Source organism: Hymenobacter sp. (assembly GCF_035709525.1).
In the GTDB taxonomy this organism is placed as follows: domain Bacteria; phylum Bacteroidota; class Bacteroidia; order Cytophagales; family Hymenobacteraceae; genus Hymenobacter.
On the sequence record NZ_DASTEP010000129.1, the window covers coordinates 1 to 24,297 of the forward strand.

Consider the following 24,297-nt stretch of genomic DNA (forward strand, 5'->3'; position numbering starts at 1 on the left):
AGCTAACCCGGTCGTTTTCGGCCGTGAGTACCGCCGTGAGCTGCATAAGCTGCTGGTGCAGCCGGCTCTGCTGGCTGTAGTGGTGCAGCGCAACCCAGCCGCCCGCCCCCGCTAGTAGCAGTAATGGAATGATACGGCGCATCAGCGGTGAGGGGGCTTGACGATGAAGTACGGCACGGTGGTTTCCAGCACGGTATCGCCGGCCGCCCATAGTAATTGCACGCGGCCGTGCCAGGTGGCCCGCACGGTATCGGGCTGGCCGGAGCGGGCGGCAGGTATTTTGAAGTGTACCGCTGCCTGGCCGGTGGCGGGGTCGATAGGCAGTTCGCAGCCATTGGCGCTGAATTGGGTACGTCCAAGAATAGCAGCTTGCGCTAGCATCAATTGAGCTTGATAGACTGCACCAGGCGCTACGGTTTCGGACGCGGGCCTCGCAAAGAGGCTTATTTTGTCGAAACCACAAGAATACCCTACTTTTTGAGCCTGAGAAGCCAGTGCTTCTGCCTCCACTCGTCGTACCTGTGCTTCCAACTTTGTCAGCAAGGCTAATGCGGCGGGTTTTGGCTCGCGGGCAGTGTCAAATTCACCCAGCCAGCCACCGGCTTCAGTTCGAGTAGAAACGTGGTTCAAAAGGGAAGCATCGGGCACAAAGGTTTCAATGAAGTCCACGTAGTAGTATAGTTGCACCGGGAATCGCCCTAGCTCCGTGCGGTCGGCCGTTTGCCAGGCTTGCCGCAGTTGGTGCAGCGAATCGAGCAGCGTTTGGGTGCGGCTTTGGATTTCCTTTGCTTGCTGCAAAACAGCCATATCATGGGCCGGATTGCCGTTTTTGCGCACCGCCACGCCTATGCTGGCTACAGTATTCTTCGCATTCCGCGCCCCCTGCCCGTTGCTAATAATCAAGCGGTTTTCCAGCGCCGTAATGCAGCTGAGCGTGGCCGCCTGCTGCGCCTGCGCCCGGTAGTAGGCCCAGCCCCCGCCCGCCAGCGCTGCTAGCAGCAGCCCGGTAAAAAGTCGTTTGGGTCGGCTCATAGATAAAATGCAACTAGTCAGTAATCTATGAACGCCCGCCACCCGCTGCGCAGTACACGCCCCGCGCAGCCGCGCCCACAAAACCCAATTAATCCGACAAATCCGCTTTAATCCGTGGTCTAGACCAGCACGAATTTCTTGCCTGGCAGCGCCCGCACCACGCCCCGAAACTCCAGCCCCAGCAGCAGCGAGGCTACCAGGTGGATGGGCAACTGCGCCTTCCAGGCGAGGTCGTCCATCTGGGCTTCCTTGCTGGCCATGAGCACCGTGAGCAGCGCAAACTCATCGGCCGTGAAATCGGCCGCCGCGTAGGCGGGCGCTGGCTGAAACTTGCCGGGCAGGTGCAGCGCGGCGTCCCAGTTCAGGAGCTGCTCCAGGTCTTTGGGCTCCTGGTAGAGGGCGGCTTTATTGGTCTTGATGAGCATGTTGCAGCCTTCGGACGAGGGCGCGCCCAGCGGGCCGGGCACGGCCAGCACGTCGCGGTCGTAGCCCAGGGCCAGCTCGGCGGTGATGAGCGCGCCGCCTTTGGCCGCCGCTTCTACTACCACCGTGCCATCGGCGAGGCCCGCGATGATGCGGTTGCGCTGCGGGAAGTTGTAGCGGTCGGGCTGCGTGCCGAAGGGAAACTCGGTGAGCAGGCCGCCCGTTTCGCGCATTTTCTCGGCCGTTTTGCGGTGCGCGGCGGGGTAGATGATGTCGAGCCCGGTGGCCATCACGCCCACCGTGGGCAGCCCTTCCTGCAAGGCCGCGCGGTGCGCCATAATGTCGATGCCGTAGGCCAAGCCACTGACAATGAGTGGCTGGTGCGAGGCGATGCCCTTGAGCAGACGCTCGGTTTGCTCGCGGCCGTAGTCGGTGGCCTGGCGGGTGCCTACCAGGGCCAGCGTTTTGGGCGCGTTCAGGTCGGCCGGGCCCTGGTAGTAGAGCAGCACCGGCGCGTCGGGGATGAGCTTGAGGCGCGAGGGATAGCGCTTGCTGGTGTAAAACAGGATTTCGACGCCCTCTTTCTCGGCCTTGCGCAGGCTGGCTTCAGCCTGGGTTAGCGCCTTGCCACGCTCGGGGCCGGTCAGGATTTTGATGGTGGCGTCGCCCACGCCGGGGATGCGCCGCAGCTTGCCGGGCGGCAGGTGCAGCACGTTTTTGGCCGACGAGCCGTAGCTCATCAGCTGCCGCGTGAGCTGCGGGCCGATGCCGGGCAGGAGCGTGAGGGCGAGTTCGTGGTAGAGGTCGTCAGTCGGCATGTAGCGTGAAGCTCTGCTTCGCGTACGAGCGCAGCGAGTTCTGCGGTCGGGTCAGGTTGTTGGGCTTAAAAATAAGCGCAAGCACGCGCAGAACTCACTGCGCGAGTACGCGAAGCAGCGCTTCGCGCTACTGTGGCTCCGCCTTCCCCGCCCCATCAATCTCCTTTTTCAGACTCAGCAAAAACCCGCGCACCTTCTCCAAAGACTGAATCACGTCAATTTTGTCCTTGAGCTGCCCGCCCTTCTGCTTCAGCATTTCGCGGGCACCGGGGATGGTGTAGCCGCGCTCCTTAACCAGATGATAGATAGTGCGAAAAGTATCGACATCGGCCTGCGTGAACAGCCGGTTGCCCTTCTTGCTTTTGCGCGGACGCAGCTCGTCAAACTCCGTTTCCCAGAAGCGGATGAGCGAGGTGGCCACGCCAAACTGCTCGGCTACCTCGCCGATGGTGAAGTACTGCTTGGTAATGTCGCGCTCTTTATAAGGCATAAAAGTGTAGGGTAAGCTTTAGCTTGCCGGTCGTTGAAATGGCAAGCTAAAGCTTACCCTACATCAAACTACCTTTGCCCAAGCAAAGCAACGTCAAAAATACCGGCATTTGCCGGACTTCCATGTCCCTTCCTACCGCCAGCCACGTCCGCCAGCAGTTTCTCGATTTCTTCGCCTCCAAAGGCCACCACATCGTGCCCTCGGCCCCGCTCGTGGTCAAGGACGACCCCACGCTGCTGTTCATCAACAGCGGCATGGCCCCGTTTAAAGACTACTTTCTGGGCAACCGCCCCGCGCCCTACAACCGCATTGCCGACACGCAGAAGTGCCTGCGCGTGAGCGGCAAGCACAACGACCTGGAGGAGGTAGGCTACGACACCTACCACCACACCATGTTCGAGATGCTGGGCAACTGGAGCTTCGGCGACTACTTCAAAAAGGACGCTATCAACTGGGCCTGGGAGCTGCTGACGGAGGTGTATAAGCTGGACAAAGACCGGCTCTACGTGACCTATTTTGAGGGTGATGCCGGCGACGGCACCGGCCCCGATACCGAAACCCAGGACCTGTGGCGGCAGTACACCACCGACGACCGCATCCTGCCCGGCAACAAGAAGGACAACTTCTGGGAGATGGGCGATACGGGTCCGTGCGGCCCCTGCACCGAAATCCACATCGACCTGCGCTCCGAAGAGGAGCGGGCCGCCAAGTCGGGCCGCGAGCTCGTGAACGCCGACCACCCGCAGGTGGTGGAGGTCTGGAACAACGTGTTCATGGAGTTCCAGCGCTTGGCCGACAAGTCGCTCATCAAGCTGCCCGCCCAGAGCGTGGACACCGGCATGGGTTTCGAGCGCCTGATGATGGCCGTGTCGGGCGTGAAGTCGAACTACGATACCGATGTTTTCCAGCCGCTTATCCAGTTCATCGCCAAGGAAGCGGGCGTGCAGTACCACGGCACTTCGCCGGCCACGGTAAACGACCAGCCCGCCACCGAAAACGAGCGCACCGACATCGCCATTCGGGTGCTGGCCGACCACATCCGGGCCATCGCCTTCACCATCGCCGACGGCCAGCTGCCCAGCAATGTGAAGGCTGGCTACGTCATTCGGCGCATCCTGCGCCGCGCCGTGCGCTACGCTTTCTCGTCGCTGAACCAGAAGCAGCCCTTCCTCTACAAGCTCGTGCCCGTGCTGGCCGACCAGATGGCCGGCATCTTCCCCGAGCTGAAAGCCCAGCAAGCCTTCGTGACGCGAGTGATTGAGGAAGAGGAAATTGCGTTCCTGAAAACCCTCGAAACCGGCCTGCGCCGCCTCGACGCGCTGGAAGAAATTGCTCGCCAAAACGGCGGCGTAATCGACGGGCAAACGGCGTTTGAGCTGAGCGATACCTTCGGTTTTCCCTTCGACCTTACCGCGCTCATTGCGCGTGAAAAGGGCCTGACGGTGGACGAAGCCGGTTTCGAAAAGGCGTTGGCAGCCCAGAAAAACCGCAGCCGCAACGCCCAGGAAACCGAGCAGAGCGACTGGGTGACGGTGCGCGACACCGACGCGCCCAACGTATTTGTGGGCTACGACCAGGACGAGGCCACGGCCCACCTGCTGCGCTACCGCAAAGTCGATAAAAAGGGCAAAACCGAGTATCAGTTGGTCTTCGACCAAACGCCGTTCTACGCCGAGAGCGGTGGGCAGATTGGTGACACCGGCTTTGTGGAAAGCGACTTCGAGAAGCTGCGCGTGATTGACACGAAGAAGGAAAACGACCTCATCATCCACACCACGCTGGATTTGCCGCAGGAGTTGACCGCCGAGTTCCGGGCGCGGCCCGACGCGGCGCGGCGTGCCCTCATCAAGAACAACCACACGGCCACGCACTTGCTGCAAGCTGCCCTGCGCCGCGTGCTCGGCGAGCACGTACAGCAAAAGGGCTCGCTGGTGAATGAGAAGCTGCTGCGCTTCGACTTCTCGCACTTCACGAAAGTGACCGACGCCCAGCTGCGCGAAATCGAAGCCATTGTGAACGAGCGCATTCGCCAGCAAATCCCGCTGGATGAGCGCCGCAACGTGCCCATCGCCGAGGCCAAAAACCTGGGCGCGATGGCCCTGTTTGGCGAGAAGTATGGTGACTTCGTGCGCGTTATCACCTTCGACAAAGACTACTCGGTGGAGCTGTGCGGCGGCCTGCACGTGCCGAATACCGGCGCGATTGGCTACTTCAAAATCACGAGTGAGAGCGCCGTGGGCGCGGGCGTGCGTCGCATCGAGGCCGTAACGGCCGGTGCTGCCGAAGCCTTCGTAGACCAGCAACTCGACCTGCTAAGCCAGGTGCGCGAGGCCCTCGGCAACCCGCAGCACCTGCTACCCAGCCTCGAAAAGCAGACCGAGGAAATCGCAGCCCTGCGCAAGCAGATTGAGTCTTTCGCCCAGCAAAGCCTCAACCAGCAAAAAGCCCAGCTCGCTGGCCAGGTAAAAGCCCTGAATGGCATCAATTTCCTCGCCGCCCAGGTACAGGCTACCAGCGCCGACGACCTCAAAAAGCTGGCCTACGACCTGCGCCAGCAGGTGCCCAACCTCGTGCTGGTGCTCGGGGCCGAACTCGACGGCAAGCCCCAGCTGGCCGTGATGCTGGACGACGACATTGCCAAAGCCGGCAAGCTCAACGCCACCACGCTGGTGCGCGAGCTGGCCAAGGAAATTCAGGGCGGCGGCGGCGGGCAGCCGTTCTTCGCCACGGCCGGCGGCAAAAACGTGGCCGGGCTGGGCGCGGCCATTGCCAAGGCCGAGAAGCTGGTAGCGGCAAATGGCTAATTTGTATAGAGTTGTAAAGCTGCTTGATTGATAAAGGGATAAGTTGTTTCAGGAGTTATTCAATTCTAGGCTGCACCCAAGCGATTTTGCTGAAAAAGCAGGATGTCGTAGCGTTGATACGGCTGACCTTTGGCGGGCTGCTGCAAGAGTAGCAGCCCGTCGGTAGAACCGAGTTTTCTGAATAGAACAGCCAAGCCCCAGCGGGGCGACCCAGCCGGTTGGTGGGGTCGCCCCGCTGGGGCTTCTTTTGCAATCTGGATTGACACATCACACTCAAACCCAAATGATAAAACTGTTACTGCCGATGCTACTGGCGCTGGCTGCCAGCGCCGCTCACGCCCAGGTGCCGGCCCACCTGCCGGTAGTGGCTGCCCCCGACCAATTGCTCGGCCAGGCCGGCGGCGTGCGTTACTACGACCAGAATTGGCTGCCCCTCACCGGCCCCAGCGGGGCCTACGGCTACGATGTGTACCGCCACCTCAACGACAGCTTGGAGCTGAAATGGCAGCGGCGGCGCTACGTGCTGGCCTCGGGCCGGCTGGTGCTGGAGCAATATTTTGCCAGCACGGTGCCCGGCCCCAGCGCCGGTCTGGAGGGGCTGGGCCGCGAGTGGTACGAAAGCGGGCAGCTGCGCGAAGAAATCTACTACCATAACCATCACCTGGCCGGCACGCTGCGCACCTTTCACCCCAACGGCCGTCTGCGCCTCAACCAGATAAACTACCTCGGCGGCGTGGTGGCCTGCTACGACTCGGCGGGCCGCGCGCTGGTCGACTGCCCCGAGTACTACGTGCACGCCCAGGCCAAGGGCCGGCACGCACCCGTGGCCAAGCTGCCCGACCTGGTGCAGCGCCAGTACGCAGCCCTGCTGCCGGCCGGCTACGCCGCGCCCACCGCCGCGCCGCCCGTGTACTACGCCTTCCGCATCGACACCACGGGCACCGTGCGCGATGCCCGGCTGCTCACGCCCGCCGCGCCGCCGGTGGCGGCGGCCATTTTGCAAGCCATTGCCCAATTGCCCGCATTTGAGCCCGCGCAGCTGGAAGGCAAGCCCACGAACAGAATAGTGGAAGGCAAAGTCATGGTCAAAGCCGGCCGCTGATAAGATATTGATAAATAGGTTTTTGTCGGGGCAGGGAATTGGTATTGTCTTATCGGGGGGCAGCCAGGAGCGCGGGTGGTGCCGCCGGCGGCAGTAGATAATCGGGCCGTGCTGGGTGAAGTGCTGAAAATGAATGTAAATTGCCGTTGCTATTGGCTCAGATGAGTTAAATCGCTTACGCTTTCTCTACTTCCTTTTTCTATGAACAACTTTACCTTCCTGCTACTGCTGGCTGGTGGCCTGTGGGCCAGCACCAGCGCAGCGCAGCCCAACCTGCCCGCTTCCAAAACCGAGTTCTTGGACGCCAGCCTGGCCGTGCTGCCCAGCGCCACCGGCGCGCAGTATCGCCGCCACACCGAGTACCGCGACAGCGTGGGCGGCACCGTGCGCGAACACCTGCTAAGCGGCCAGCTGCATTGCAGCATAACCTACGAGCACATTCAAAAGAGCATCCTGCACGGCCCCAGCGAAAGCTGGCACGACAACGGCCAACTGGCCTCGCACGAAGACTACGCCCACGGGCAGCTGGCCGGCGAGCGCCGCCTCTACTACCCCGGCGGGCAGCTCAAGCGCTACGAGCAGTATCAGGACGGGCAGCGCACCATCGGCGAGTGCTACACCGAGCAGGGCGAGCCACTGGCTTTTTCTGAATACGAAGAGCTGCCCGTGTACCCCGAGGGCCTGGGCGACGAGCGCGCCATCGTGGCGGCCGTGTCGCGCGGCATTCACTACCCGGCCGATGCCCTCGCGGCCGGGGCGCAGGGACAGGTATTCGTGCGGTTTGTGGTGCTGCCCGATGGGCAGGTGGCTAGGGTAGAAGTGGTGAAAAGCGTATTTCCCTCGCTCGACGCCGAAACCGTGCGCGCCGTGCAGCAGCTGCGGCAATTCCGGCCCGGCCGGCAGGATGGCACGGCGGTGGCGTTCTCCTTTACGGTGCCCGTCAGCTACAACATCGCGCAGCGCCACACGCTGGTAGGCGGCCGCCTCAGCCCCACGCAGCTCAAATAGTGCCCGCGCCTGTAATGCCGCCGCGCCCCGCGCGATAGAGTAGGCGGCTTACGGTTCGTTGGCTTCCCGGCAGCGGGTTGGCTGCTTCTTTTTCTGCATTTGCTATGTCGTTTTCGCTGTTTTTCTTGGGGCTGCTCGTCCTCACGGCTTTTCTCTCCTACGTTATCGTGCCGCAGGGCACGGTGGCGGTGGTCACGGTTTTTGGAAAATACCGGCGCGTGATGATGCCGGGCTTGAACTTCAAGATTCCGTTTATCGAAAACGTCTACAAGCGGATTTCCATCCAGAACCGCTCGCTGGAGCTCGAGTTTCAGGCCATTACCATCGACCAGGCCAACGTCAACTTCAAGGCCATGCTGGTGTACGCGGTGTTCAACCAGAGCGAGGAAGTTATTAAGAACGTGGCCTTTAAGTTTGTGGACGAGCGCAGCCTCATGCAGGCGCTGGTGCGCACCGTGGAAGGTAGCATCCGGGCTTTCGTGGCCACGCAGCGGCAGGCCGCTGTACTGAGCTTGCGCGGTGAAATCGTGCTGCACGTGAAAGACCAGCTCGACGAAACGCTCGAAAGCTGGGGCTACCACCTCATCGATTTGCAGCTCAACGACATCGCCTTCGACGAGGAAATCATGCGCTCGATGGCCAAGGTCGTGGCCAGCAACAACCTGAAAGCCGCCGCCGAAAACGAAGGCCAGGCCCTGCTTATCACCAAAACCAAGGCCGCCGAGGCCGAGGGCAACGCCATCAAGATTTCGGCCGAGGCCGAGAAAATCGCGGCCCAGCTGCGCGGCCAGGGCGTGGCGCTCTTCCGCGAGGAAGTAACCAAGGGTATGGCCCACGCCGTACAAGAACTGGCTGAGAACAACCTAGACCCCTCGCTGGTGTATTTCTCGATGTGGACGGAGGCAATCAAGCACTTTGCCGAGCAGGGCAAAGGCAACGTTATCTTCCTCGACGGCTCGAACGAGGGCCTGGAAAAAAACATGAAACAGATGCTGGCCATGCAGCACCTCGACCGGCCCGACGGCCCGCGCTAGCCGGCGGTTGGAGGGCAGGGGCCAGCTAATTAACGGTTTAAGCTATGCGCTACCTATACGTTGCTTGCCTGGCCCTGCTGGCCTACACTGCCCGGGGCCAGGCCCCGGCCGACTCCCTGGCCGCGCCCACCGATTCGCTGGCGTCGGCCACCGAGGCGTTGGCTTCCGATACGGCCAGCTACCCGGTGACCGCCGACGAGCGCTGGGTGCGCTCGCAAACCGACTCGGCGGGCGTGTGCACGGAGGTGCTGCACTGGGCCGGGCCGGGCGGGCTGGTGCGCGTGTTTCACCCTTCGGGCAACCTCAAGGAGTACCTGCCCTATGGCAACCTGGAAGCGGGGCAACTGCACGGCGTGGCCACCAGCTGGTACGACGACGGGCAACTGGAAATCCGCCAGACGTTTATCAGGGGCAAGCGCGATGGCGAGCTCGTGGCCTACTACCCCAACGGCCAGCTCAAGCGCCAAACCCAGTACACGGCCGGCAGCGAGATGCTGGGCCAATGCTTCGCGGAGTCGGGCGCGCCCCAGCCCTTCTTCCCCTACGAGCAGCCGCCGCTGTATCCTGGCGGTCAGTTGCAGCTCATCAAAGAGATAAGCCGCTACGCGCGGCAGTGGCAGCCGGCCGGTATGCTTATGCTGAGCCAAGCCCAGATTCACGTGCGCTTTCAAGTAGGTGAAAACGGTGAAGTAGTAAATCCGCAGGTAGTTATTACCGACGAGCGGTTTGCCTTGCTGCGCCCGCAGGCTGCTGGTAGCCACTCGGTGCAGCGAGCCATTGCCGAGGGTCTGGACCCGCTCATTGGCCGCGTGCAGCGCGGCCTTGCTACCCTGGGCAAGCCCTTTTTGCCCGGCAAGCGCGATGGCGCAACCGTGCGCTGGCAGTACAGCCTGACCATCCCGTTTACCTACAACGGCGGATACAGCCGCGGGCGCTAGTAGGCGGGGAGCCCTGAAAAAATTATAACATCCTGCCTGAAGGCTGCCAAGCAACTGAAGCGAAGGGCTATTGCCCAGCGAGCTGCTGCGCCGGGGAGCGGGGTTGTGCGGGGCGGCGAGCCGCGCGGCCAGAATATTCTAGTTGGAGGAAGTAATTTTGGGCCGCGAAAATCAGGCGCGGCTGGCCAGCCTGTTTGCGAAAAATGCCGTAGAAGGGCTGAAACGCAACCAAACTCCAAGCTGGAGAGTATGTAGGCCCCAAGTGTACTGCGGGCAGCGGAAGCAGCCGGCAAACGCTGGGCTGAACCTGCTTTTGCCCAAGCCAACAGTCTGGTAAGGCAGCACTACTACAACGGTCGGTGTTCCTTCTTGACTTCCACCAAACTCACCTTTTTTACCTTTCACTCTCCATGAAACACACCCTATTCTCCACCACCCTGCTCGGCCTGGGGCTGCTGGCGGCTGCGCCGCGCAGCCACGCCCAGACGCCGGAGCGCAAATGGGGGGTTAGCGGCTACGTGAGCTCGCTGCGCTACATCGGCGACCTGGGCAGCAACGCCTGGGACGCCCGCAATGCTACCTACGGCGGCGGCATCACCTTGAGCCGCTACCTCTACCGCGGCCTCGACCTCAACCTGTCGGCCAACCAGGCCACCGTGCGCTACCCCGGCGATGGCCGCAGCCTCACGGGCGGCGGCTCGCCGAGCACCAACGGCCGCCGCTTCTACGCCAACGTTAGCTCGTTTGGCCTGGGCTTCAAGCTGAAGCTTAATAACGGCTGGGCGCTGAAGGAAGACGCTGTTATTCAGCCCTACATCCTGGTGCAGCCGGGCTTCGCTTACATCTACACCGACCGCTACCGCACTACGGTGGCTGGTGTGTCGAGCACGAGCTCGACCAACTACGGCGCGTTTGACGTGCAAGGTGCCCTGGGTCTGACCTTCCGCATCACGCCAGCGTTCAGCGTATTCGCGCAAGCGGGCCAGCACGTCCTCTTCACCGACGATGACCGCCTCGACGACGCGGCTACGAGCGAAAGCGGTAGCTTCTTGGCTACCAACGACCGCTACATGCAGTACTCGGCCGGCCTCACCGTCAACTTTGGCAAGCCCAAAGACGCCGACGGCGATGGCGTGCCCGACCGCAAAGACCAGTGCCCCGACACGCCGCAGGGCGTGAAGGTGGATGAGAAAGGCTGCCCCATCGACACCGATGGCGACGGCGTGCCCGACTACCAAGACAAGTGCCCCGACACCCCCGGCCTAGCTGCTCTGCAAGGCTGCCCCGACGCCGACGGTGACGGCGTAGCCGACGGCGACGACAAGTGCCCCAACACCCCGGCCGGCGTGCGCGTCGATGCTTCGGGCTGCCCGCTCGATGCCGATGGTGACGGCGTACCCGACTACCTCGACAAGTGCCCCAACACCCCGGCTGGCGTGAAAGTAGACGCCAAAGGTTGCCCGCTCGACCGCGACGGCGACGGTGTGCCCGACTACCAGGATAAGTGCCCCGACCGCCCCGGCCCCGCCTCCAACAAAGGCTGCCCCGAGATTAAGGCCGAGCAGAAGAAAATCCTGAACGAGGCCACCAAGTACATCCAATTCGACTTCGACAAGGCTACCCTGAAGGCGTCGTCGTACCCCAAGCTGGAGCAGATGGTGCAGATTATGAACGAGTACCCCGACTACTCGCTCAGCATCGCCGGCCACACCGACAGCAAAGGCAATGACGAGTACAACATGCGTTTGAGCTACGAGCGCGCCGCTTCGGCCCGCGCCTACATGCTCAGCAAAGGCATTCCGGCCGACCGCATCGAGAGCCGCGGCTATGGCGAAACCAAGCCGATTGCCGACAACGCTACCGCCGCCGGCCAGGCCCTGAACCGCCGCGTGGACTTCGACCCCTTCCTGACCGGCGAAGCCAACGCTGCCGAAGTGAAATACGGCCCCGCGCCGCCCGAGCCTTCGGAAGCCGACGTGAAGAAGTCGATGGCTAAGAAAGCCCCGGTGAAGAAAGCTCCTGCCAAGCGCAAAGCTGCGCCGCGCAAGAAGTAACCTTTAAGTAGCCATCTTGGCTACCGCAGAAGCAGCCCGCTCGCCTGAGCGGGCTGCTTTTTTGTGTAGGGTAAGCTTTAGCTTGCCGTTTTCTGCGCGCGCACAAGCTAAATCTTATGCCACCCCCTACCTTAACTTGCAACCCGATACCAAGGGCCGCCCCGGCCACCCGCTAGTTACCCCCGTTATGGACGACGCCACCATTGCCAGCTACCAGACCGTAATCGGCCTCGAAGTACACGCCCAGCTGCTGACCCACAGCAAGATGTATTCGTCGGATGAAAACGAATACGGCTCGCTGCCCAACACCAACCTCTCGGTTATCACCCTGGGCCACCCCGGCACGCTACCCCGCGTAAACCGCACGGCCGTGGACTTTGCCATCAAGATGGGCCTGGCCACCAACTGCCAGATACAGCGCGAAAACCTGTTTGCGCGCAAAAACTACTTTTACCCCGACCTGCCCAAGGGCTACCAGATTACGCAGGACAAGACGCCGATTTGCTACGGCGGGCATGTCGATATCCGGCTGGCCGACGGTAGCACGCGGCGCATTGGCATCACGCGCATTCACATGGAGGAAGACGCGGGCAAGAGCATGCACCTGGCCGGCGAAACTGAAACGCTCGTGGACCTCAACCGCGCCGGCGTGCCGCTCATCGAAATCGTGAGCGAGCCGGATATCCGCACCGAGGAGGAAGCCTACGCCTACCTAGCCGAAATCAAGAAGCTGGTGCAGTACCTCGAAATCTGCGACGGCAACATGGAAGAAGGCTCGCTGCGCTGCGACGCCAACGTGAGCGTGATGAAAAAAGACGCCACCGAGTACGGTACGAAGGTGGAAGTCAAGAACATGAACTCGTTCCGCAACGTGCAGCGGGCCATCGAGTACGAGGTGAAGCGCCAAATTGAAATCCTGGAAAACGGCGGCGAAGTGGACTCCGAAACCCGGGGCTTCGACGCTACCAGCGGCACTACCAGCGGCCAGCGCTCGAAGGAAACGCTGAACGACTACCGCTACTTCCCCGAGCCCGATTTGCCGCCGCTCATCGTGGACGATGCCTGGCTGCACCGCGTGCAGGCCGCGCTGCCAGCCCTGCCGCAGCAACTCTACGCGCGCTTCACGGGCGAGCTGGGTTTGAGCGACTACGACGCCAACGTGCTCATCGACCAGAAGGAGGTAGCGCAGTATTTCGACGAGCTTTCGCGCCTCACGCCCAACGCCAAAGCGGCCGCCAACTGGGTGATGGGCCCCGTGAAGTCGTACCTCAACGAGCGGGCGCTGGAAATCGGCGATTTCCCGCTCGACCCCGCGCAGCTGGCCGGCATCATCGAGCTCATTGACGCCGACAAGCTCAACTACTCGGTGGCGTCCAAGCAGCTGTTTCCCTACCTGCTGGAGCACCCCACGGCCAATGCCACCGGCGCGGCCGAGACGCTGGGCCTCCTCACCAAGGCCGACGTGGGCGAACTGCAAGCGCTGGTAGACCAGGTGCTGGCCGCCAATCCCGCTAAAGTAGCCGAGTACCGGGCCGGCAAAAAGTCGCTCACCGGCATGTTTATGGGCGAGCTTATGAAGCTGACCGGCGGCAAAGCCGACCCCAAGCTGGCCAACCAATTGCTGCGTAAAGGGCTCGACGGCTAGGCGCGGGAACCAACCGCCGCCGTTCGTCCTTTCTGCCGCAATGCGCCGCGCCCCGGCGCTTTCTCTCAGTCGTTTTGCCCCATGCGTGCCTCTCTTATGAACCTCTCCCTCGTTGCCGGGGCCTTGCTCGGCCTCACTAATGCCTGCCAGAACGCCAGCGCCGCCCCCGGCTACGAAATCAGCGGGCAGCTCAAAAACGCCCCCGCCGGCACCACGCTGCATCTCTCGGAGCTCACCAGCAGCCAGTTTGTGGAGCGTGGCACTGCCACCACCGACGCGCAGGGCAAGTTCACCTTCAAGGGCGCGCAGCCGGCCGCCACGGCCGTGTACCAGCTCAAGCTGGATGAGCCCAACCAGGTGCTACTGGTGCTCGACGACCAGACGCGCCTGACGCTGAGCGGCGATGCCAAAAACCTGATGCAGACCTACGCCGTGAAAGGCTCGAAAGACTCGGAGGTGATTCAGGAGCTGACGCGCAACAACCTGGCCAGCAAAACCCAGCTCGAAGCCCTGGGTCAGCGCTACAACACCGCCAGCCAGGCCGGCCAGGCCGAGGCCGCCGAAGCCGCCAAAACCGAGTATCTCACCACCGTGGGCCAGCTCACGGCCCGCAACAAAGCCATCATCCGGCGCAATGCCAAGTCGGTGGCGGCGGGCTTCGCCACGCTCAGCTTCCTGAACCCCGACGAGGAGTTTGCCTTTGCCGACTCCATCGCCACGGTGCAGAAAACGGCGCAGCCCAACTCGCCCTTCACGGCGGCGCTGACGCAGCGGCTGGCCCCGCTGCGCATCACGGCCATCGGCACCAGCGCGCCCGAAATCAACCTCGACACGCCCGGAGGCACCAAGCTTTCGCTGAAAAGCCTGCGCGGCAAATACGTGCTCGTAGACTTCTGGGCCAGCTGGTGCGGCCCCTGCCGGGGCGAAAACCCCAACGTAGTGAAGGCCTACAACCAGTTCAAGGACAAGGGCAAAGGTTTCACCATCTACAGCGTATCGCTCGATAATGCCAAGCCCAACTGGGTGAAAGCCATCGCCGCCGACGGCCTGGCCTGGCCTAACCACGTGTCGGACCTGCAAGGCTGGCAAAGCTCGGCGGCAGCGGCCTACGGCGTGCAGTCCATCCCGGCGTCCTTCCTGCTCGACCCGAGCGGCAAGATTATCGGCAAAAACCTGCGCGGCCCGGCCCTGGAAGCCAAGCTGGCCGAGGTGCTGAAATAAGTTGCTTGTAGCATAATCTTTAGCTTGTGCGTTGTAAAAACAAAGGGAGCCCGGCTATTTAGCCGGGCTCCCTTTGTTTTGAGGACTTCAACGTTGGGTGTAGAGACGCATACTTGCGTCTCGTCGTTGTTACGGCTCGCCTGACGTGAGACGCAAGTATGCGTCTCTACGCTTATCAACTCAAAAACATCGCCTTTAAACCCGCCCACAGGCGTTTTTTCAGGCTGTTGTCGTATTCTATCATCTCGACTTCGGCCCCGGCCAGGTAGTTGAGGCCCTGGTTGGGGAAATGCACCGGCTCGTATATCTGGGTGGTGCGCACGGCCACGTCGAGCAGGTTGCGGCCGAAGGCCAGGATGCAGGTAGCGGCGATTTCCTTGCGCAGGTTGGCCAGGGCCACGGGGTAGGGGCCCTCCACGTTCACCAGCACCACGTCGGCCATCACCAGGTTGATGGCTTTCAAGAGGTTATTGAGAAAAACGTTGCGGTGCAGCTTGCGGAACTGCTCGGCCGGCAGGCGCACGAGCAGTACGATGCCCTGCGCGTTGCTACCCAGCGTCGAGAAGGTAGTGAGCATATAAGGCGGCACGTCTGGCGCGGCCGGGGCGGGGGCCTGCGGGGCCGCTGGCGGCACGGGCGCTGCTTTGGCTGGCGGCGGTGGGGCCACTGCCGGGGCCGCGTGCAGCCCTGCCGCCGCCATCGAGGGTAGCTTGGCGGCCGGAGGTACTGAGCTGGGGGCTATGGGTGGCAAAGGTGGTAGCGCTGCGGGCGCGGGTGCCGCAACGGCTGGCACCGGCGTAGCCGCCAGCGTGCTCGCCACGGGTAGCGGCGGCGCTACTGCCGCTGGCGGGGCAGCGGCAGCCGGGGCCACTGGTGCAGTAGTGGCCCCGGCTGCCCGCTCGTGCGCCTCGAAGGGCATGTAGAGCGTAACGTCGGTGTAGAAATTCTGGAGGAAGGCCAGCGTGCTGGCTTGTTCGTCAGCCATGGCAATAGAAAATTAAGCCAGCTCAAACAACGCTTTGAGCTCGGTGGCGTCGGAGGGCTTCATGCGGCCGGCTAGCACCAGGCGCAGCTGGCGGCGGCGCAGGGCCCCGTCGTAGAGGGCTATTTCTTCGGCGGTTTCGGGCACGGCGTCGGGCACGTCGATGGGGCGGCCCGATTGGTCGACGGCCACGAAGGTGAAAAACGCCTCGTTGGTTTTCATGCGCGTGCCGCTCGGAATATCCTCGGCCCACACGTCGATGTGGACCTCCATGCTGGAGCTGAACGCGCGCGTGACCTGCGCCTGCAAGGTCACCACGTTGCCCAGCCGGATTGGGTCGCGAAACGACACGTTATCGACTGAGGCCGTAACCACGATGCGGTTGGAGTGCTTTTGGGCGGCAATGGCGGCGGCGATGTCCATGAGATGCATCATGCGGCCGCCCATCAGGTTGTTGAGGGTGTTGGTATCGTTGGGCAGTACCAGCTCGGTCATAATGACATACGAGTCGGCTACGGGGCGTTGCTTGCGCACTACTTTTCTAATTATGAATTAAAAATTATGAATTATGAATTGCAGCGATTGTTTCCGATGGCCGCAAGTCAAGCCTGGCAAAGGTACGGCCGCCCGAAAGGCGCGCTACAGAAGCTTCTCTGAGCGCCTCTGCCTCCATTTATAATTTCTAATTCATAGTTAAACCGCCCAGCCCGCCGCACCCAGCAGGGGCACGAAGCGGCAGCCGCCAAACTCCTCGCGCACGTAGCTGTCGGGCCCTTCGCGGGTGATGCGCAACAGCTGCTGCCGGCTGGGGTCGGCGGCCCCTACGGGCACCACCAGCCGCCCCCCGATGCGGAGCTGCCGCAGCAGCGCCGGCGGCAGGGCGGGCGCGCCGGCCGTTACCAGAATACCATCGTAGGGCGCGCTGGCGGGCCAGCCCAGCGAGCCATCGCCGAGGTGCAAGCCACTAGTGGGCAGCCCCAGCGCGGCCAGCCGCGCCCGGCCGCGAGCGTAGAGGGTGGCGTTGAACTCGATGCTCTGGACGTGGCTGGTGAGCTGGCACAGCACCGCGTACTGGTAGCCCGAGCCGGTGCCGATTTCTAGGATATGCTGGCCGGGCTGCACGCCTAGCAGCTCGGTTTGGGTGGCCACGGTGGCGGGCTGCGAGATGGTCTGGCCCTCGCCGATGGGAAAGGCCTTGTCCTGGTAGGCGTGGGCCTCGAAGGCAGCGTCGAAAAATAAGTGGCGCGGCACGGCGGCCAGCGCGGCCAGCACCCGCTCGTCGCGGATGCCGCGCTGCTCGCGCAGCAGCGTTACCAGCGCCCGGCGCTGGCCACGGTGGCGATAGGTATCGCGGGCGGAAGAAATTGGTGGAGTGATAAGCGAAAGGATTGGATTATTGGGGAGGCGTGGCCCTACTTTTGCGCAGCCCGCCGCGAAAATACGACTTCCTTTTCCTGCCTTTGCTTCTGCTCCGCCGTCTTCAGTACTTCAAGCTTCTGGCGGCCGATTTTGGGGCGGCGCTGCTGGCCTGGGTGGGCTTTTTCTTGCTGCGCAAATACCTGCTGCACGAGCTCGACGGCGCCCGCTTTACCAAAAGCGTGCTGCTGGGCCTGGCCGGGGCGGCCACTATGGTAGCCACGTTCTGGACGCTGCTCTACGCGCTGCTGGGCCTCTACGGCGACGTTTTTCGCAAGTCGCGGCTGTCCGAGCTCATCAGCCTGGCCCGCGTTTCGGTGGTGGGGGTGGTAGTTATTTTTTTTGCCTTGCTGCTCGACGACGGCGTGAGCAGCTACCGGGTATACTACAAAACGGTTTCGGCCTACTACCTGCTGCACTACAGCCTGACGGCCGTGCTGCACACCGGGGCCGTGAGCAGCATTCAGCGCCTGGTGCGTGGCGGGCGCATTTTCTTTCCATCGCTGCTGGTAGGCTCTAGCTCGCTGGCTCTCAATACCTTTAAGGAGCTGCGGCGCACGGGCCAGCACCTGGGGCTGCGGCTGGTGGGCTTCGTGCCGTTTGGCGAGGACATCCACGCCGACCTGGCCGATGAGCTGCCCGCCGCCGGCAGCTACCAGCAGCTGCCCGCCCTGGTGCCGGCCCTACAAATCGAGCAGCTCATCATCGCCATCGAGCCCAGCGAGCACCGCCGCATTCAGGAAATTCTGACCTTGCTGGAAGGCACGCCGGCCCGCATCAGCATCCTGCCCGATTTGTACCAGATGCTGCTGGGCTCGGTGCGGGTCAACCACGTGTTTGGTACGCCGCTCATCGAGATAAAGCAGGATTTGCTGCCGCCCTGGCAGCAGGTGCTCAAGCGGGTGCTCGATGTGGTGGGGGCGGCGCTATTTATGCTGCTGGCCAGCCCGGTGTACGTTTTCACGGCCTGCATGGTCAAGTCGTCGTCGCCCGGCCCAGTGTTTTACCGGCAGGCGCGCATCGGCAAAAACGGGCTGCCGTTCAACATCATTAAGTTTCGCTCGATGTATGTGGATGCCGAAAAAACGGGCCCGGCCCTGAGCTCCGACCACGACCCGCGCGTGACCAAGTGGGGCCGCTTTATGCGCAAGGTGCGCCTCGACGAGTTTCCGCAGTTCTGGAACGTGCTCAAGGGCGACATGAGCCTGGTAGGCCCGCGCCCCGAGCGGCAGTTTTTCATCGACCAGATTACCCAGATTGCCCCGCACTACCGCCACCTGCACCGCGTGCGCCCCGGCCTCACCAGCCTGGGGCAGGTGAAATACGGCTACGCCGAAACCGTGGCCCAGATGGTAGAGCGCCTCAAATTCGACATTCTTTACATCGAAAACATGAGCTTGTCGATGGACTTCCGGGTGCTGCTCTTCACGCTGAAAATCATTTTGGAAGGCCGGGGCAAATGACCGCAGATTCAAACGGATTGGTAAGATTTAACGGATACGCCTGCCGAAGGCAGGCTGACTAACCTTATGCGGGCTGTCGTAGTTTGTCGTACTCAAGCCTAAACTAACGGCTAGTCAGCCTGCCTTCGGCAGGCGTATCCGTTAAACCTTACCAATCCGTTTGAATCTGCGGTCATGTTTACAGGAATAATTGAAGCGTTGGGCACGGTCGTTGGGGTGCGTGATGAGGGCGCGAACCGCCATTTCACCGTGCAGTCGCCCTTCGCCAGCGAGCTCAAAATCGACCAGAGCGTGGCCCACGACGGCGTGTGCCTCACGGTAGTAGCCCTCGATGCGGCAGCAGGCACGCACACCGTCACGGCCATTGCCGAAACGCTGCGCAAAACCAACCTGGGCCAGTGGCAGCCCGGCCGCCACGTCAACCTGGAGCGCTGCCTGGCGGCGGGCGGGCGCTTCGATGGCCACATCGTGCAGGGCCACGTCGATGCCACGGCCGAGTGCGTGGGGGTGGAGGACCAGAATGGCTCCTGGCTCTACCACTTCCGCCACGAGCCGGGGGCGCAGCGCCTGACGGTGGAGAAGGGCTCCATCACGATTAACGGCGTGAGTCTGACCTGCTTCGACAGTACGCCGGACAGCTTTGCGGTGGCCATCATCCCTTATACCTACGAGCACACCGGCTTTCACCAACTGCAGGCCGGCGAGGTAGTAAACCTGGAGTTCGACATCGTGGGCAAGTACGTGGCCAAGCTCTTAGCGGCGCAGGGCGTAATAGCCAGTGCGGCCAGCTAACCTATTGACTAGTTGCACGTAAGCAAGAAGGGCCGCCGGATACTCCCCGGCGGCCCTTCTGCATTATGGCTGGCAAACGCGAATTAATCGAGCCCAACGAGGGCGATAAGCGCTACGTGCGCCGCGACAAAGACGGTAAGTTTGAGTCGGAAGTTGACCTCCACCGCTCGCTGTCGCAAGACGACAAGCACAACGCCAAAAAAACCAGCAAGCCCGGCCAGGGCGACCACGGCGACGGGCATACGGGTGAGCGTGAGCCGGCTGAGTGAATTGTAAATGATTCGTTGGCTTGTCGTATTTCAGCGCATTGTTCACGAGTCTATCGTCAAACTGATGGGCTTGCAATGAGTGCTTCTACTTTACATATCCGGTATTTTAAGAATGAAGACGTATGCGCTTATGATTTTTTTGTTACTGAGTCTTACGTCATGCGAGAGCAGGACAAGCAAACTTCAGCGACAAGGAAACAGTCTTATCCAATAAATTGAAAAATATAAGCTTCGCGAAGGCCAACTGCCTGCTTCGCTAGCAGAGATTGGTATGGTGGAAACAGAGTCAAGTCTAATACACTATCAACTATTAAGTCCTACAACTTACCAAGTCTGGTTTGGCACTTCGCTAGGGGAGTCGGAAACCTATTCTTCTTCGACTAAAAAGTGGGCAGCACACCAATAGTATAGGAGATAATTAGCTACGAGCGACCAGCCATCGGCGCCCAGCGCCGAAACATCCGCGCCGCCGCCCAGCCCAGCCCGGCCCCGATGAGCGCCCCGCCCAGTACGTCGCTCGGGTAGTGGGCGGCCAAGTACATGCGGCTGTAGGAGAGCAAAAAAGCCCAGAAGAACGCCGTGATTTTGAGCGTCCGAAAGCGCGGCCCCGGCAGCACCAGCAGCAGGAAAACCGCCAGCGCAAACGAATTGGCCGCGTGCGACGACAAGAAGCCGAACTGCCCACCGCAGCCATCGGGCAAGTGTAGCTGGCCCAAAAAGCCCGGCGCGTGGCACGGCCGCAGCCGGGCAAAATAGGGCTTGAAGAGCTTGCTCGTGATGCTATCGGCCAGGGCCACCGCGCCCACCAGCAGCGGCAGCAACTGCCACGCCTGCCGCCGAAAAATATCAATCAGCCACAGAATGAGCAGCGCGTAGGCCGGAAACCACACGTAGCGGTCGGAGGCGAAGACCATGAGCCGGTCGAGGCCGCGCGTGTGGGCGTGGTTGATAGCCAGTAGCAGCCGGTGGTCTAATTCAATTAAAAATTGAAAATTAAAAATTAAAAATTGAGCTAGCATTAGTGGCCGGTTGTCGGGTAAGACAGTTCAGCCAGCTCGGTAAATCAGGATGCCAGCCTCCATTTTTAATTTTTAATTCTTAATTTTTAATTCTGCGTCCACCCACTCCACGCCCTTGCGCAGCCAGGCCAGGGTAGCGGCCTCGGGCGAGCCGGGCTCCGGCGGGGCGGGGTTGTAGCTCCAGCCGCAGCGGGGCGGCAGGCTCATGAGGATGCTTTCGGTGCGGCCGCCGGTTTCGAGGCCGAAGCGGGTGCCGCGGTCGAAGGCTAGGTTGAACTCAGCGTAGCGGTTGCGGCGCAGGGTTTGCCAGGCTTCTTCGCGCTCGCCGAAGGGTAGGGCGTAATTTTCGAGCATCAGCTGGCTGTAGAAGGGGCCGAATACCTCGGCTACATCCTGAATGAAGCTGAACAGCTCGGCCGCCGTGCCATCCTTGCCCACCGTGAGACGGTCAAAGAAAATGCCGCCCACGCCGCGCGTTTCCTGGCGGTGGGGCAGGTAGAAGTAGTCGTCGGCCCACTGGTGAAAGCGGGCGTAGTACGTCGGGTCGTGCTGGTCGCAGGCGGCTTTCAGCTGCTGGTGAAAGCGCCGCGCCTGCGCTTCATCCACGTAAATGGGCGTCAAATCGATGCCGCCGCCAAACCACGCCTCGCCGTTGCCAGCCTCGAAATAGCGCACGTTCATGTGGATGATGGGCACGCGGGGGCTGCGCGGGTGCAGCACCACGCTCACGCCGGTGGCGTAGAAATGCGGGTCGGGCATGTGCAGCTGCCGGGCGGCGGCCTCGCTCATGGTGCCCTCCACGGCCGAAAAACCCACGCCGCCTTTTTCCAGGATGCGGCCGTGCTCCAGCACCCGCGAGTGGCCGCCGCCGCCGCCGGGGCGCTGCCAGTCATCTTGCCCAAAACGGGCGTTGCCGCCGTCGGCCGCTTCGAGTTGCTGGCAGAGGCGGGTTTGAAAATCTTGCAGCCAGGCCGTGATGTCGGCGCGGGAAGGGGAGGTAAGCAAAATGTTAGTTGGCAAGCTACGAAAATCAACGGCGCACGCGGCCCAACGGCCGCCGCGCCCACGGCCGCAAAGGTACGGCCCGCCCGGCGCGGGCGCGGGCGGGGCCGTACTTTTGGGCTACCACCCGCCTCCTTGCCATGCCCACCGATTTTGCGGTTGCCGCCGCCCCCACTCTCGCTCCCGATACCCTGGCGCTGTGGCGCCGCGCCTACTTGCTCATGCACACGGCCGCCGAGATGGCCGCCCTCTACGAAGAGCAAAAAACCGTGGCGTCGCGCTACGTGCACGCCACTGCCCGCGGCCACGAGGCCGTGCAGCTGGCGGCGGCCTTCCTGCTCACCGGCGCCGACTACGCCACGCCCTACTACCGCGATGATGCCCTGCTGCTGGGCCTCGGCCTGCGCCCCTACGAGCTGATGCTCCAGCTCTTAGCCAAGCGCGACGACCCCTTCAGCGGCGGCCGCACCTACTACAGCCACCCCAGCCTGCGGCGGCCGGGCGTGCCCGTCATTCCGCACCAAAGCTCGGCCACGGGTATGCAGGCCATCCCGGCCACGGGCATGGCGCAGGCGATTCAGTACTTGGAGAGTTTTGAGTTAGGAGTTTTGAATTCTGAGTTAGAAGGTGACGCTCAACAAAAACCAACTCAAAACTCAGAACTCAAAACTCAAAACTCACCTCAAAACTCCCTCGTCCTTTGCTCCATAGGCGATGGGGCTATGACCGAAGGTGAGGTGGCCGAGGCCCTGCAAATGGCCATTTTGCACCGCCTGCCCATCGTGTACCTGGTGCAGGACAACGACTGGGGAATCTCGGCCACCGGCCGCGAAATGCGGGTGATGGACGCCTACGAGTTTGCCGCCGGCTTCCCCGGTTTGCTGCGGTTGCGCGTGGATGGGGCCGATTTCCTCTCCTCTTATAAAGGCCTTGAAGAAGCCTTTGCCCACGTGCGGCAGCGCGGCGGCCCGGCCCTGGTGCACGCCAAATGCCCGCTGCTGGGCCACCACACCAGCGGCGTGCGCCGCGAGTGGTACCGCGGCGACAACCTGCTCGAACACCAAACCAACGACCCGCTCCCACGCCTGCACCGCCGTCTGCTGCACGCCGGCGCTACCGAAGCCGACCTCAGCGCCCTCGCCGCCCAGGCCCGCGCCACCGTGCGCCAGGATTGGGCCGAGGCCCTGGCCGCGCCCGACCCCGACCCGGCTACCTTCGCCGACCATGAATTCGCGCCGCCCGCCGTGCTGGCCGAAGCCGGTGAGCGCGCCCCCGCCGGGGCCGACAAAGTGCTGATGGTCGACGCCGCCCTGCACGCCGTGGACGATATTTTGCAGGAGTTTCCCGAGGCCCTGTTCTACGGCCAGGACGTGGGCGGCGAGCTGGGCGGCGTGTTCCGCGAGGCCGCGCTGCTGGCCAAAAAATACGGCGACCGCCGCGTGTTTAATACGCCCATCCAAGAGGCCTACATTGTGGGCAGCACGGCGGGCATGGCGGCCGTGGGGGCCAAGCCGATAGTCGAAATTCAGTTTGCCGACTATATCTGGCCAGCTCTCAATCAATTAGTTGAGGAGCTGAGTAAGAGTTGCTACCTGAGCATGGGCAAGTTTCCGGTGCAGGCGCTCATCCGGGTGCCCATTGGGGCGTATGGGGGCGGCGGGCCGTACCACTCGGGCTCGATTGAGAGCACGCTGCTCACGATTCGGGGTATTAAAGTGGTGTACCCCAGCAACGCCGCCGACATGAAAGGCCTGCTGCGGGCGGCGTTCCTAGACCCCAATCCGGTCATTATGCTGGAGCATAAAGGGCTGTATTGGAGCAAAGTATCCGGCACTGAAGAAGCCAAAACCGTGGAGCCGGCGGCGGGCTACGTCATCCCATTAGGCCGGGCGGCCATTGCCCAGGCGGCCGATGCTGACAAGCTGCGGCAGGGCGGCACCTGCGTGGTCATCACCTACGGCATGGGCGTGCACTGGGCGCGCACCGCCAGCCGCCAGCACCCCGGCCTGGTCGAAATTCTGGACCTGCGCACCCTCAACCCGCTCGATTGGGATGGCGTGCAGGCAGCCGTGCGCCGCCACGGCAAAGCGCTGGTGCTCACCGAAGAGCCGCTGCTCAATAGCTTCGCCGAAAGCCTCGCCGGCCGCATCCAAACTAATTGCTTCCTCGACCTCGACGCGCCGGTAGCTACGCTGGGCGCGGCCAATCTGCCGGCCATCGCGCTTAATGTGGAGCTGGAAAAGCAGATGCTGCCTTCGGCGGAAAAGGTAGGGGTGGCGTTGGCGAAACTGCTGGCTTATTAACGTCCACTGCCGCTGGCCACCGTTTAGCGCGCAGCGCGTAACGGTAGGCCAACCAGTGGGGCGAGTCTCCGGACTCGCGTAGAACTGCCAAGCAAAAAGCAGTCTCCAAACTAACCGACGCACTCGCGAGCCTGCGGGCTCCTACGTCGGCAGTCTGGAGACTGCCCCCACTTATCGGCCAGCAGTTACGCGCTACGCGCTAAACTGCGGCCAGCGGCTGCGCCTCGAAGCCGGCTTCCTGCACCAATTCGATAACCTTAGCGGCCGGCAGGTCGGTAGTCACGGTCAGCACCTTATTGGGGCTGCTGGTATCGACCTGCCAGGCCGTGATGGCCGGCTCAGCATTCAGCTCAGGTGTGATGGCGCGCACGCAATTGGCGCAGTTGATGGTGGTTTTAAATTGTTGGGTAGGCATAATAAAAGCAAGTGAAGCCCCGCCAAAACGAGCGGGGATTAGGCTACAGACAGGCAAAGCAGCCGTT

At 62.3% G+C, this 24,297-nt stretch carries 21 protein-coding genes; 12 read left to right on the top strand and 9 right to left on the bottom strand.

The window, feature by feature from the left end; all coding sequences use genetic code 11:
- Nucleotides 1-141: 141 nt before the first annotated feature.
- From VFO93_RS11265 to VFO93_RS11275, 3 genes are all read right to left on the bottom strand, one after another.
- The gene (locus tag VFO93_RS11265) at nucleotides 142-1,074 is read right to left on the bottom strand and encodes a hypothetical protein (protein WP_325134473.1); all 933 of its coding nucleotides are present in this window, start codon (nucleotides 1,072-1,074) and stop codon (nucleotides 142-144) included.
- Nucleotides 1,075-1,151: 77 nt separating this feature from the next.
- Nucleotides 1,152-2,273 (bottom strand): DNA-processing protein DprA, encoded by a 1,122-nt coding sequence (dprA, locus tag VFO93_RS11270; protein WP_325134474.1) that lies wholly within the window; start codon nucleotides 2,271-2,273, stop codon nucleotides 1,152-1,154.
- Between the two features lie 127 nt (nucleotides 2,274-2,400).
- Nucleotides 2,401-2,763 (bottom strand): MerR family transcriptional regulator, encoded by a 363-nt coding sequence (locus tag VFO93_RS11275; protein WP_325134475.1) that lies wholly within the window; start codon nucleotides 2,761-2,763, stop codon nucleotides 2,401-2,403.
- 122 nt (nucleotides 2,764-2,885) lie between these two features.
- On the opposite strand from VFO93_RS11275, the gene alaS reads away from it, so the two are divergent.
- The 8 genes from alaS to VFO93_RS11315 all read left to right on the top strand — a co-directional run bounded on the left by alaS (nucleotide 2,886) and on the right by VFO93_RS11315 (nucleotide 14,569).
- Nucleotides 2,886-5,567 (top strand): alanine--tRNA ligase, encoded by a 2,682-nt coding sequence (alaS, locus tag VFO93_RS11280; RefSeq protein WP_325134476.1) that lies wholly within the window; start codon nucleotides 2,886-2,888, stop codon nucleotides 5,565-5,567.
- Nucleotides 5,568-5,850: 283 nt separating this feature from the next.
- Entirely contained in the window at nucleotides 5,851-6,669 is an 819-nt protein-coding gene (locus tag VFO93_RS11285; RefSeq protein ID WP_325134477.1) for a hypothetical protein, read from the top strand.
- Nucleotides 6,670-6,870: 201 nt separating this feature from the next.
- Nucleotides 6,871-7,677 (top strand): TonB family protein, encoded by an 807-nt coding sequence (locus tag VFO93_RS11290; protein WP_325134478.1) that lies wholly within the window; start codon nucleotides 6,871-6,873, stop codon nucleotides 7,675-7,677.
- Between the two features lie 104 nt (nucleotides 7,678-7,781).
- Nucleotides 7,782-8,711 (top strand): SPFH domain-containing protein, encoded by a 930-nt coding sequence (locus VFO93_RS11295; RefSeq protein ID WP_325134479.1) that lies wholly within the window; start codon nucleotides 7,782-7,784, stop codon nucleotides 8,709-8,711.
- A 44-nt stretch (nucleotides 8,712-8,755) separates the two neighbouring features.
- Entirely contained in the window at nucleotides 8,756-9,649 is an 894-nt protein-coding gene (locus VFO93_RS11300) for a hypothetical protein (RefSeq protein WP_325134480.1), read from the top strand.
- Nucleotides 9,650-10,059: 410 nt separating this feature from the next.
- Nucleotides 10,060-11,703, top strand: coding sequence for an OmpA family protein (locus VFO93_RS11305; RefSeq protein WP_325134481.1), 1,644 nt, complete (start codon nucleotides 10,060-10,062; stop codon nucleotides 11,701-11,703).
- Between the two features lie 187 nt (nucleotides 11,704-11,890).
- Complete coding sequence (gene gatB, locus VFO93_RS11310; RefSeq protein WP_325134498.1) at nucleotides 11,891-13,348, top strand: Asp-tRNA(Asn)/Glu-tRNA(Gln) amidotransferase subunit GatB; 1,458 nt, start codon at nucleotides 11,891-11,893, stop codon at nucleotides 13,346-13,348.
- A gap of 81 nt (nucleotides 13,349-13,429) precedes the next feature.
- Complete coding sequence (locus VFO93_RS11315) at nucleotides 13,430-14,569, top strand: TlpA disulfide reductase family protein (protein WP_325134482.1); 1,140 nt, start codon at nucleotides 13,430-13,432, stop codon at nucleotides 14,567-14,569.
- Nucleotides 14,570-14,744: 175 nt separating this feature from the next.
- Here VFO93_RS11315 and VFO93_RS11320 read toward each other — a convergent pair whose 3' ends face one another.
- The 3 genes from VFO93_RS11320 to VFO93_RS11330 form a co-directional block, all read right to left on the bottom strand.
- Nucleotides 14,745-15,554, bottom strand: a complete 810-nt coding sequence (locus tag VFO93_RS11320) for a hypothetical protein (RefSeq protein WP_325134483.1) — start codon at nucleotides 15,552-15,554, stop codon at nucleotides 14,745-14,747.
- 12 nt (nucleotides 15,555-15,566) lie between these two features.
- Nucleotides 15,567-16,046: an acyl-CoA thioesterase gene (locus VFO93_RS11325; RefSeq protein WP_325134499.1), complete on the bottom strand. Its 480-nt coding sequence runs from the start codon at nucleotides 16,044-16,046 to the stop codon at nucleotides 15,567-15,569.
- A 198-nt stretch (nucleotides 16,047-16,244) separates the two neighbouring features.
- Nucleotides 16,245-16,940: a protein-L-isoaspartate(D-aspartate) O-methyltransferase gene (locus VFO93_RS11330; protein ID WP_325134500.1), complete on the bottom strand. Its 696-nt coding sequence runs from the start codon at nucleotides 16,938-16,940 to the stop codon at nucleotides 16,245-16,247.
- 71 nt (nucleotides 16,941-17,011) lie between these two features.
- Between VFO93_RS11330 and VFO93_RS11335 the strand changes: the two genes are divergently transcribed.
- From VFO93_RS11335 to VFO93_RS11345, 3 genes are all read left to right on the top strand, one after another.
- Nucleotides 17,012-18,430 (top strand): sugar transferase, encoded by a 1,419-nt coding sequence (locus VFO93_RS11335; RefSeq protein WP_325134484.1) that lies wholly within the window; start codon nucleotides 17,012-17,014, stop codon nucleotides 18,428-18,430.
- A gap of 174 nt (nucleotides 18,431-18,604) precedes the next feature.
- Nucleotides 18,605-19,222 (top strand): riboflavin synthase, encoded by a 618-nt coding sequence (locus VFO93_RS11340; protein WP_325134485.1) that lies wholly within the window; start codon nucleotides 18,605-18,607, stop codon nucleotides 19,220-19,222.
- Nucleotides 19,223-19,287: 65 nt separating this feature from the next.
- The gene (locus VFO93_RS11345) at nucleotides 19,288-19,491 is read left to right on the top strand and encodes a hypothetical protein (protein WP_325134486.1); all 204 of its coding nucleotides are present in this window, start codon (nucleotides 19,288-19,290) and stop codon (nucleotides 19,489-19,491) included.
- A gap of 422 nt (nucleotides 19,492-19,913) precedes the next feature.
- On the opposite strand, the gene VFO93_RS11350 is transcribed toward VFO93_RS11345, so the two are convergent.
- Both VFO93_RS11350 and hemF read right to left on the bottom strand, forming a co-directional pair.
- Nucleotides 19,914-20,510, bottom strand: a complete 597-nt coding sequence (locus VFO93_RS11350) for a phosphatase PAP2 family protein (protein WP_325134487.1) — start codon at nucleotides 20,508-20,510, stop codon at nucleotides 19,914-19,916.
- Nucleotides 20,511-20,582: 72 nt separating this feature from the next.
- Nucleotides 20,583-21,515, bottom strand: a complete 933-nt coding sequence (gene hemF, locus VFO93_RS11355; protein WP_325134488.1) for an oxygen-dependent coproporphyrinogen oxidase — start codon at nucleotides 21,513-21,515, stop codon at nucleotides 20,583-20,585.
- Between the two features lie 137 nt (nucleotides 21,516-21,652).
- Between hemF and VFO93_RS11360 the strand changes: the two genes are divergently transcribed.
- Nucleotides 21,653-23,815 carry an alpha-ketoacid dehydrogenase subunit alpha/beta gene (locus VFO93_RS11360; RefSeq protein WP_325134489.1) on the top strand — a complete coding sequence of 721 codons (2,163 nt, stop codon included), beginning with the start codon at nucleotides 21,653-21,655 and terminating at the stop codon, nucleotides 23,813-23,815.
- Nucleotides 23,816-24,014: 199 nt separating this feature from the next.
- On the opposite strand, the gene VFO93_RS11365 is transcribed toward VFO93_RS11360, so the two are convergent.
- Nucleotides 24,015-24,230 carry a heavy-metal-associated domain-containing protein gene (locus VFO93_RS11365; protein ID WP_325134490.1) on the bottom strand — a complete coding sequence of 72 codons (216 nt, stop codon included), beginning with the start codon at nucleotides 24,228-24,230 and terminating at the stop codon, nucleotides 24,015-24,017.
- Nucleotides 24,231-24,297 lie beyond the last annotated feature (67 nt).

Coding starts and splice junctions, on each gene's coding strand:
- dprA (WP_325134474.1), bottom strand. CDS start 2,273: ATGCCGACTGACGACCTCTACCACGAACTCGCCCTCACGCTCCTGCCC.
- VFO93_RS11275 (WP_325134475.1), bottom strand. CDS start 2,763: ATGCCTTATAAAGAGCGCGACATTACCAAGCAGTACTTCACCATCGGC.
- alaS (WP_325134476.1), top strand. CDS start 2,886: ATGTCCCTTCCTACCGCCAGCCACGTCCGCCAGCAGTTTCTCGATTTC.
- VFO93_RS11285 (WP_325134477.1), top strand. CDS start 5,851: ATGATAAAACTGTTACTGCCGATGCTACTGGCGCTGGCTGCCAGCGCC.
- VFO93_RS11290 (WP_325134478.1), top strand. CDS start 6,871: ATGAACAACTTTACCTTCCTGCTACTGCTGGCTGGTGGCCTGTGGGCC.
- VFO93_RS11295 (WP_325134479.1), top strand. CDS start 7,782: ATGTCGTTTTCGCTGTTTTTCTTGGGGCTGCTCGTCCTCACGGCTTTT.
- VFO93_RS11300 (WP_325134480.1), top strand. CDS start 8,756: ATGCGCTACCTATACGTTGCTTGCCTGGCCCTGCTGGCCTACACTGCC.
- VFO93_RS11305 (WP_325134481.1), top strand. CDS start 10,060: ATGAAACACACCCTATTCTCCACCACCCTGCTCGGCCTGGGGCTGCTG.
- gatB (WP_325134498.1), top strand. CDS start 11,891: ATGGACGACGCCACCATTGCCAGCTACCAGACCGTAATCGGCCTCGAA.
- VFO93_RS11315 (WP_325134482.1), top strand. CDS start 13,430: ATGCGTGCCTCTCTTATGAACCTCTCCCTCGTTGCCGGGGCCTTGCTC.
- VFO93_RS11320 (WP_325134483.1), bottom strand. CDS start 15,554: ATGGCTGACGAACAAGCCAGCACGCTGGCCTTCCTCCAGAATTTCTAC.
- VFO93_RS11325 (WP_325134499.1), bottom strand. CDS start 16,046: ATGACCGAGCTGGTACTGCCCAACGATACCAACACCCTCAACAACCTG.
- VFO93_RS11340 (WP_325134485.1), top strand. CDS start 18,605: ATGTTTACAGGAATAATTGAAGCGTTGGGCACGGTCGTTGGGGTGCGT.
- VFO93_RS11345 (WP_325134486.1), top strand. CDS start 19,288: ATGGCTGGCAAACGCGAATTAATCGAGCCCAACGAGGGCGATAAGCGC.
- VFO93_RS11350 (WP_325134487.1), bottom strand. CDS start 20,510: ATGCTAGCTCAATTTTTAATTTTTAATTTTCAATTTTTAATTGAATTA.
- VFO93_RS11360 (WP_325134489.1), top strand. CDS start 21,653: ATGCCCACCGATTTTGCGGTTGCCGCCGCCCCCACTCTCGCTCCCGAT.
- VFO93_RS11365 (WP_325134490.1), bottom strand. CDS start 24,230: ATGCCTACCCAACAATTTAAAACCACCATCAACTGCGCCAATTGCGTG.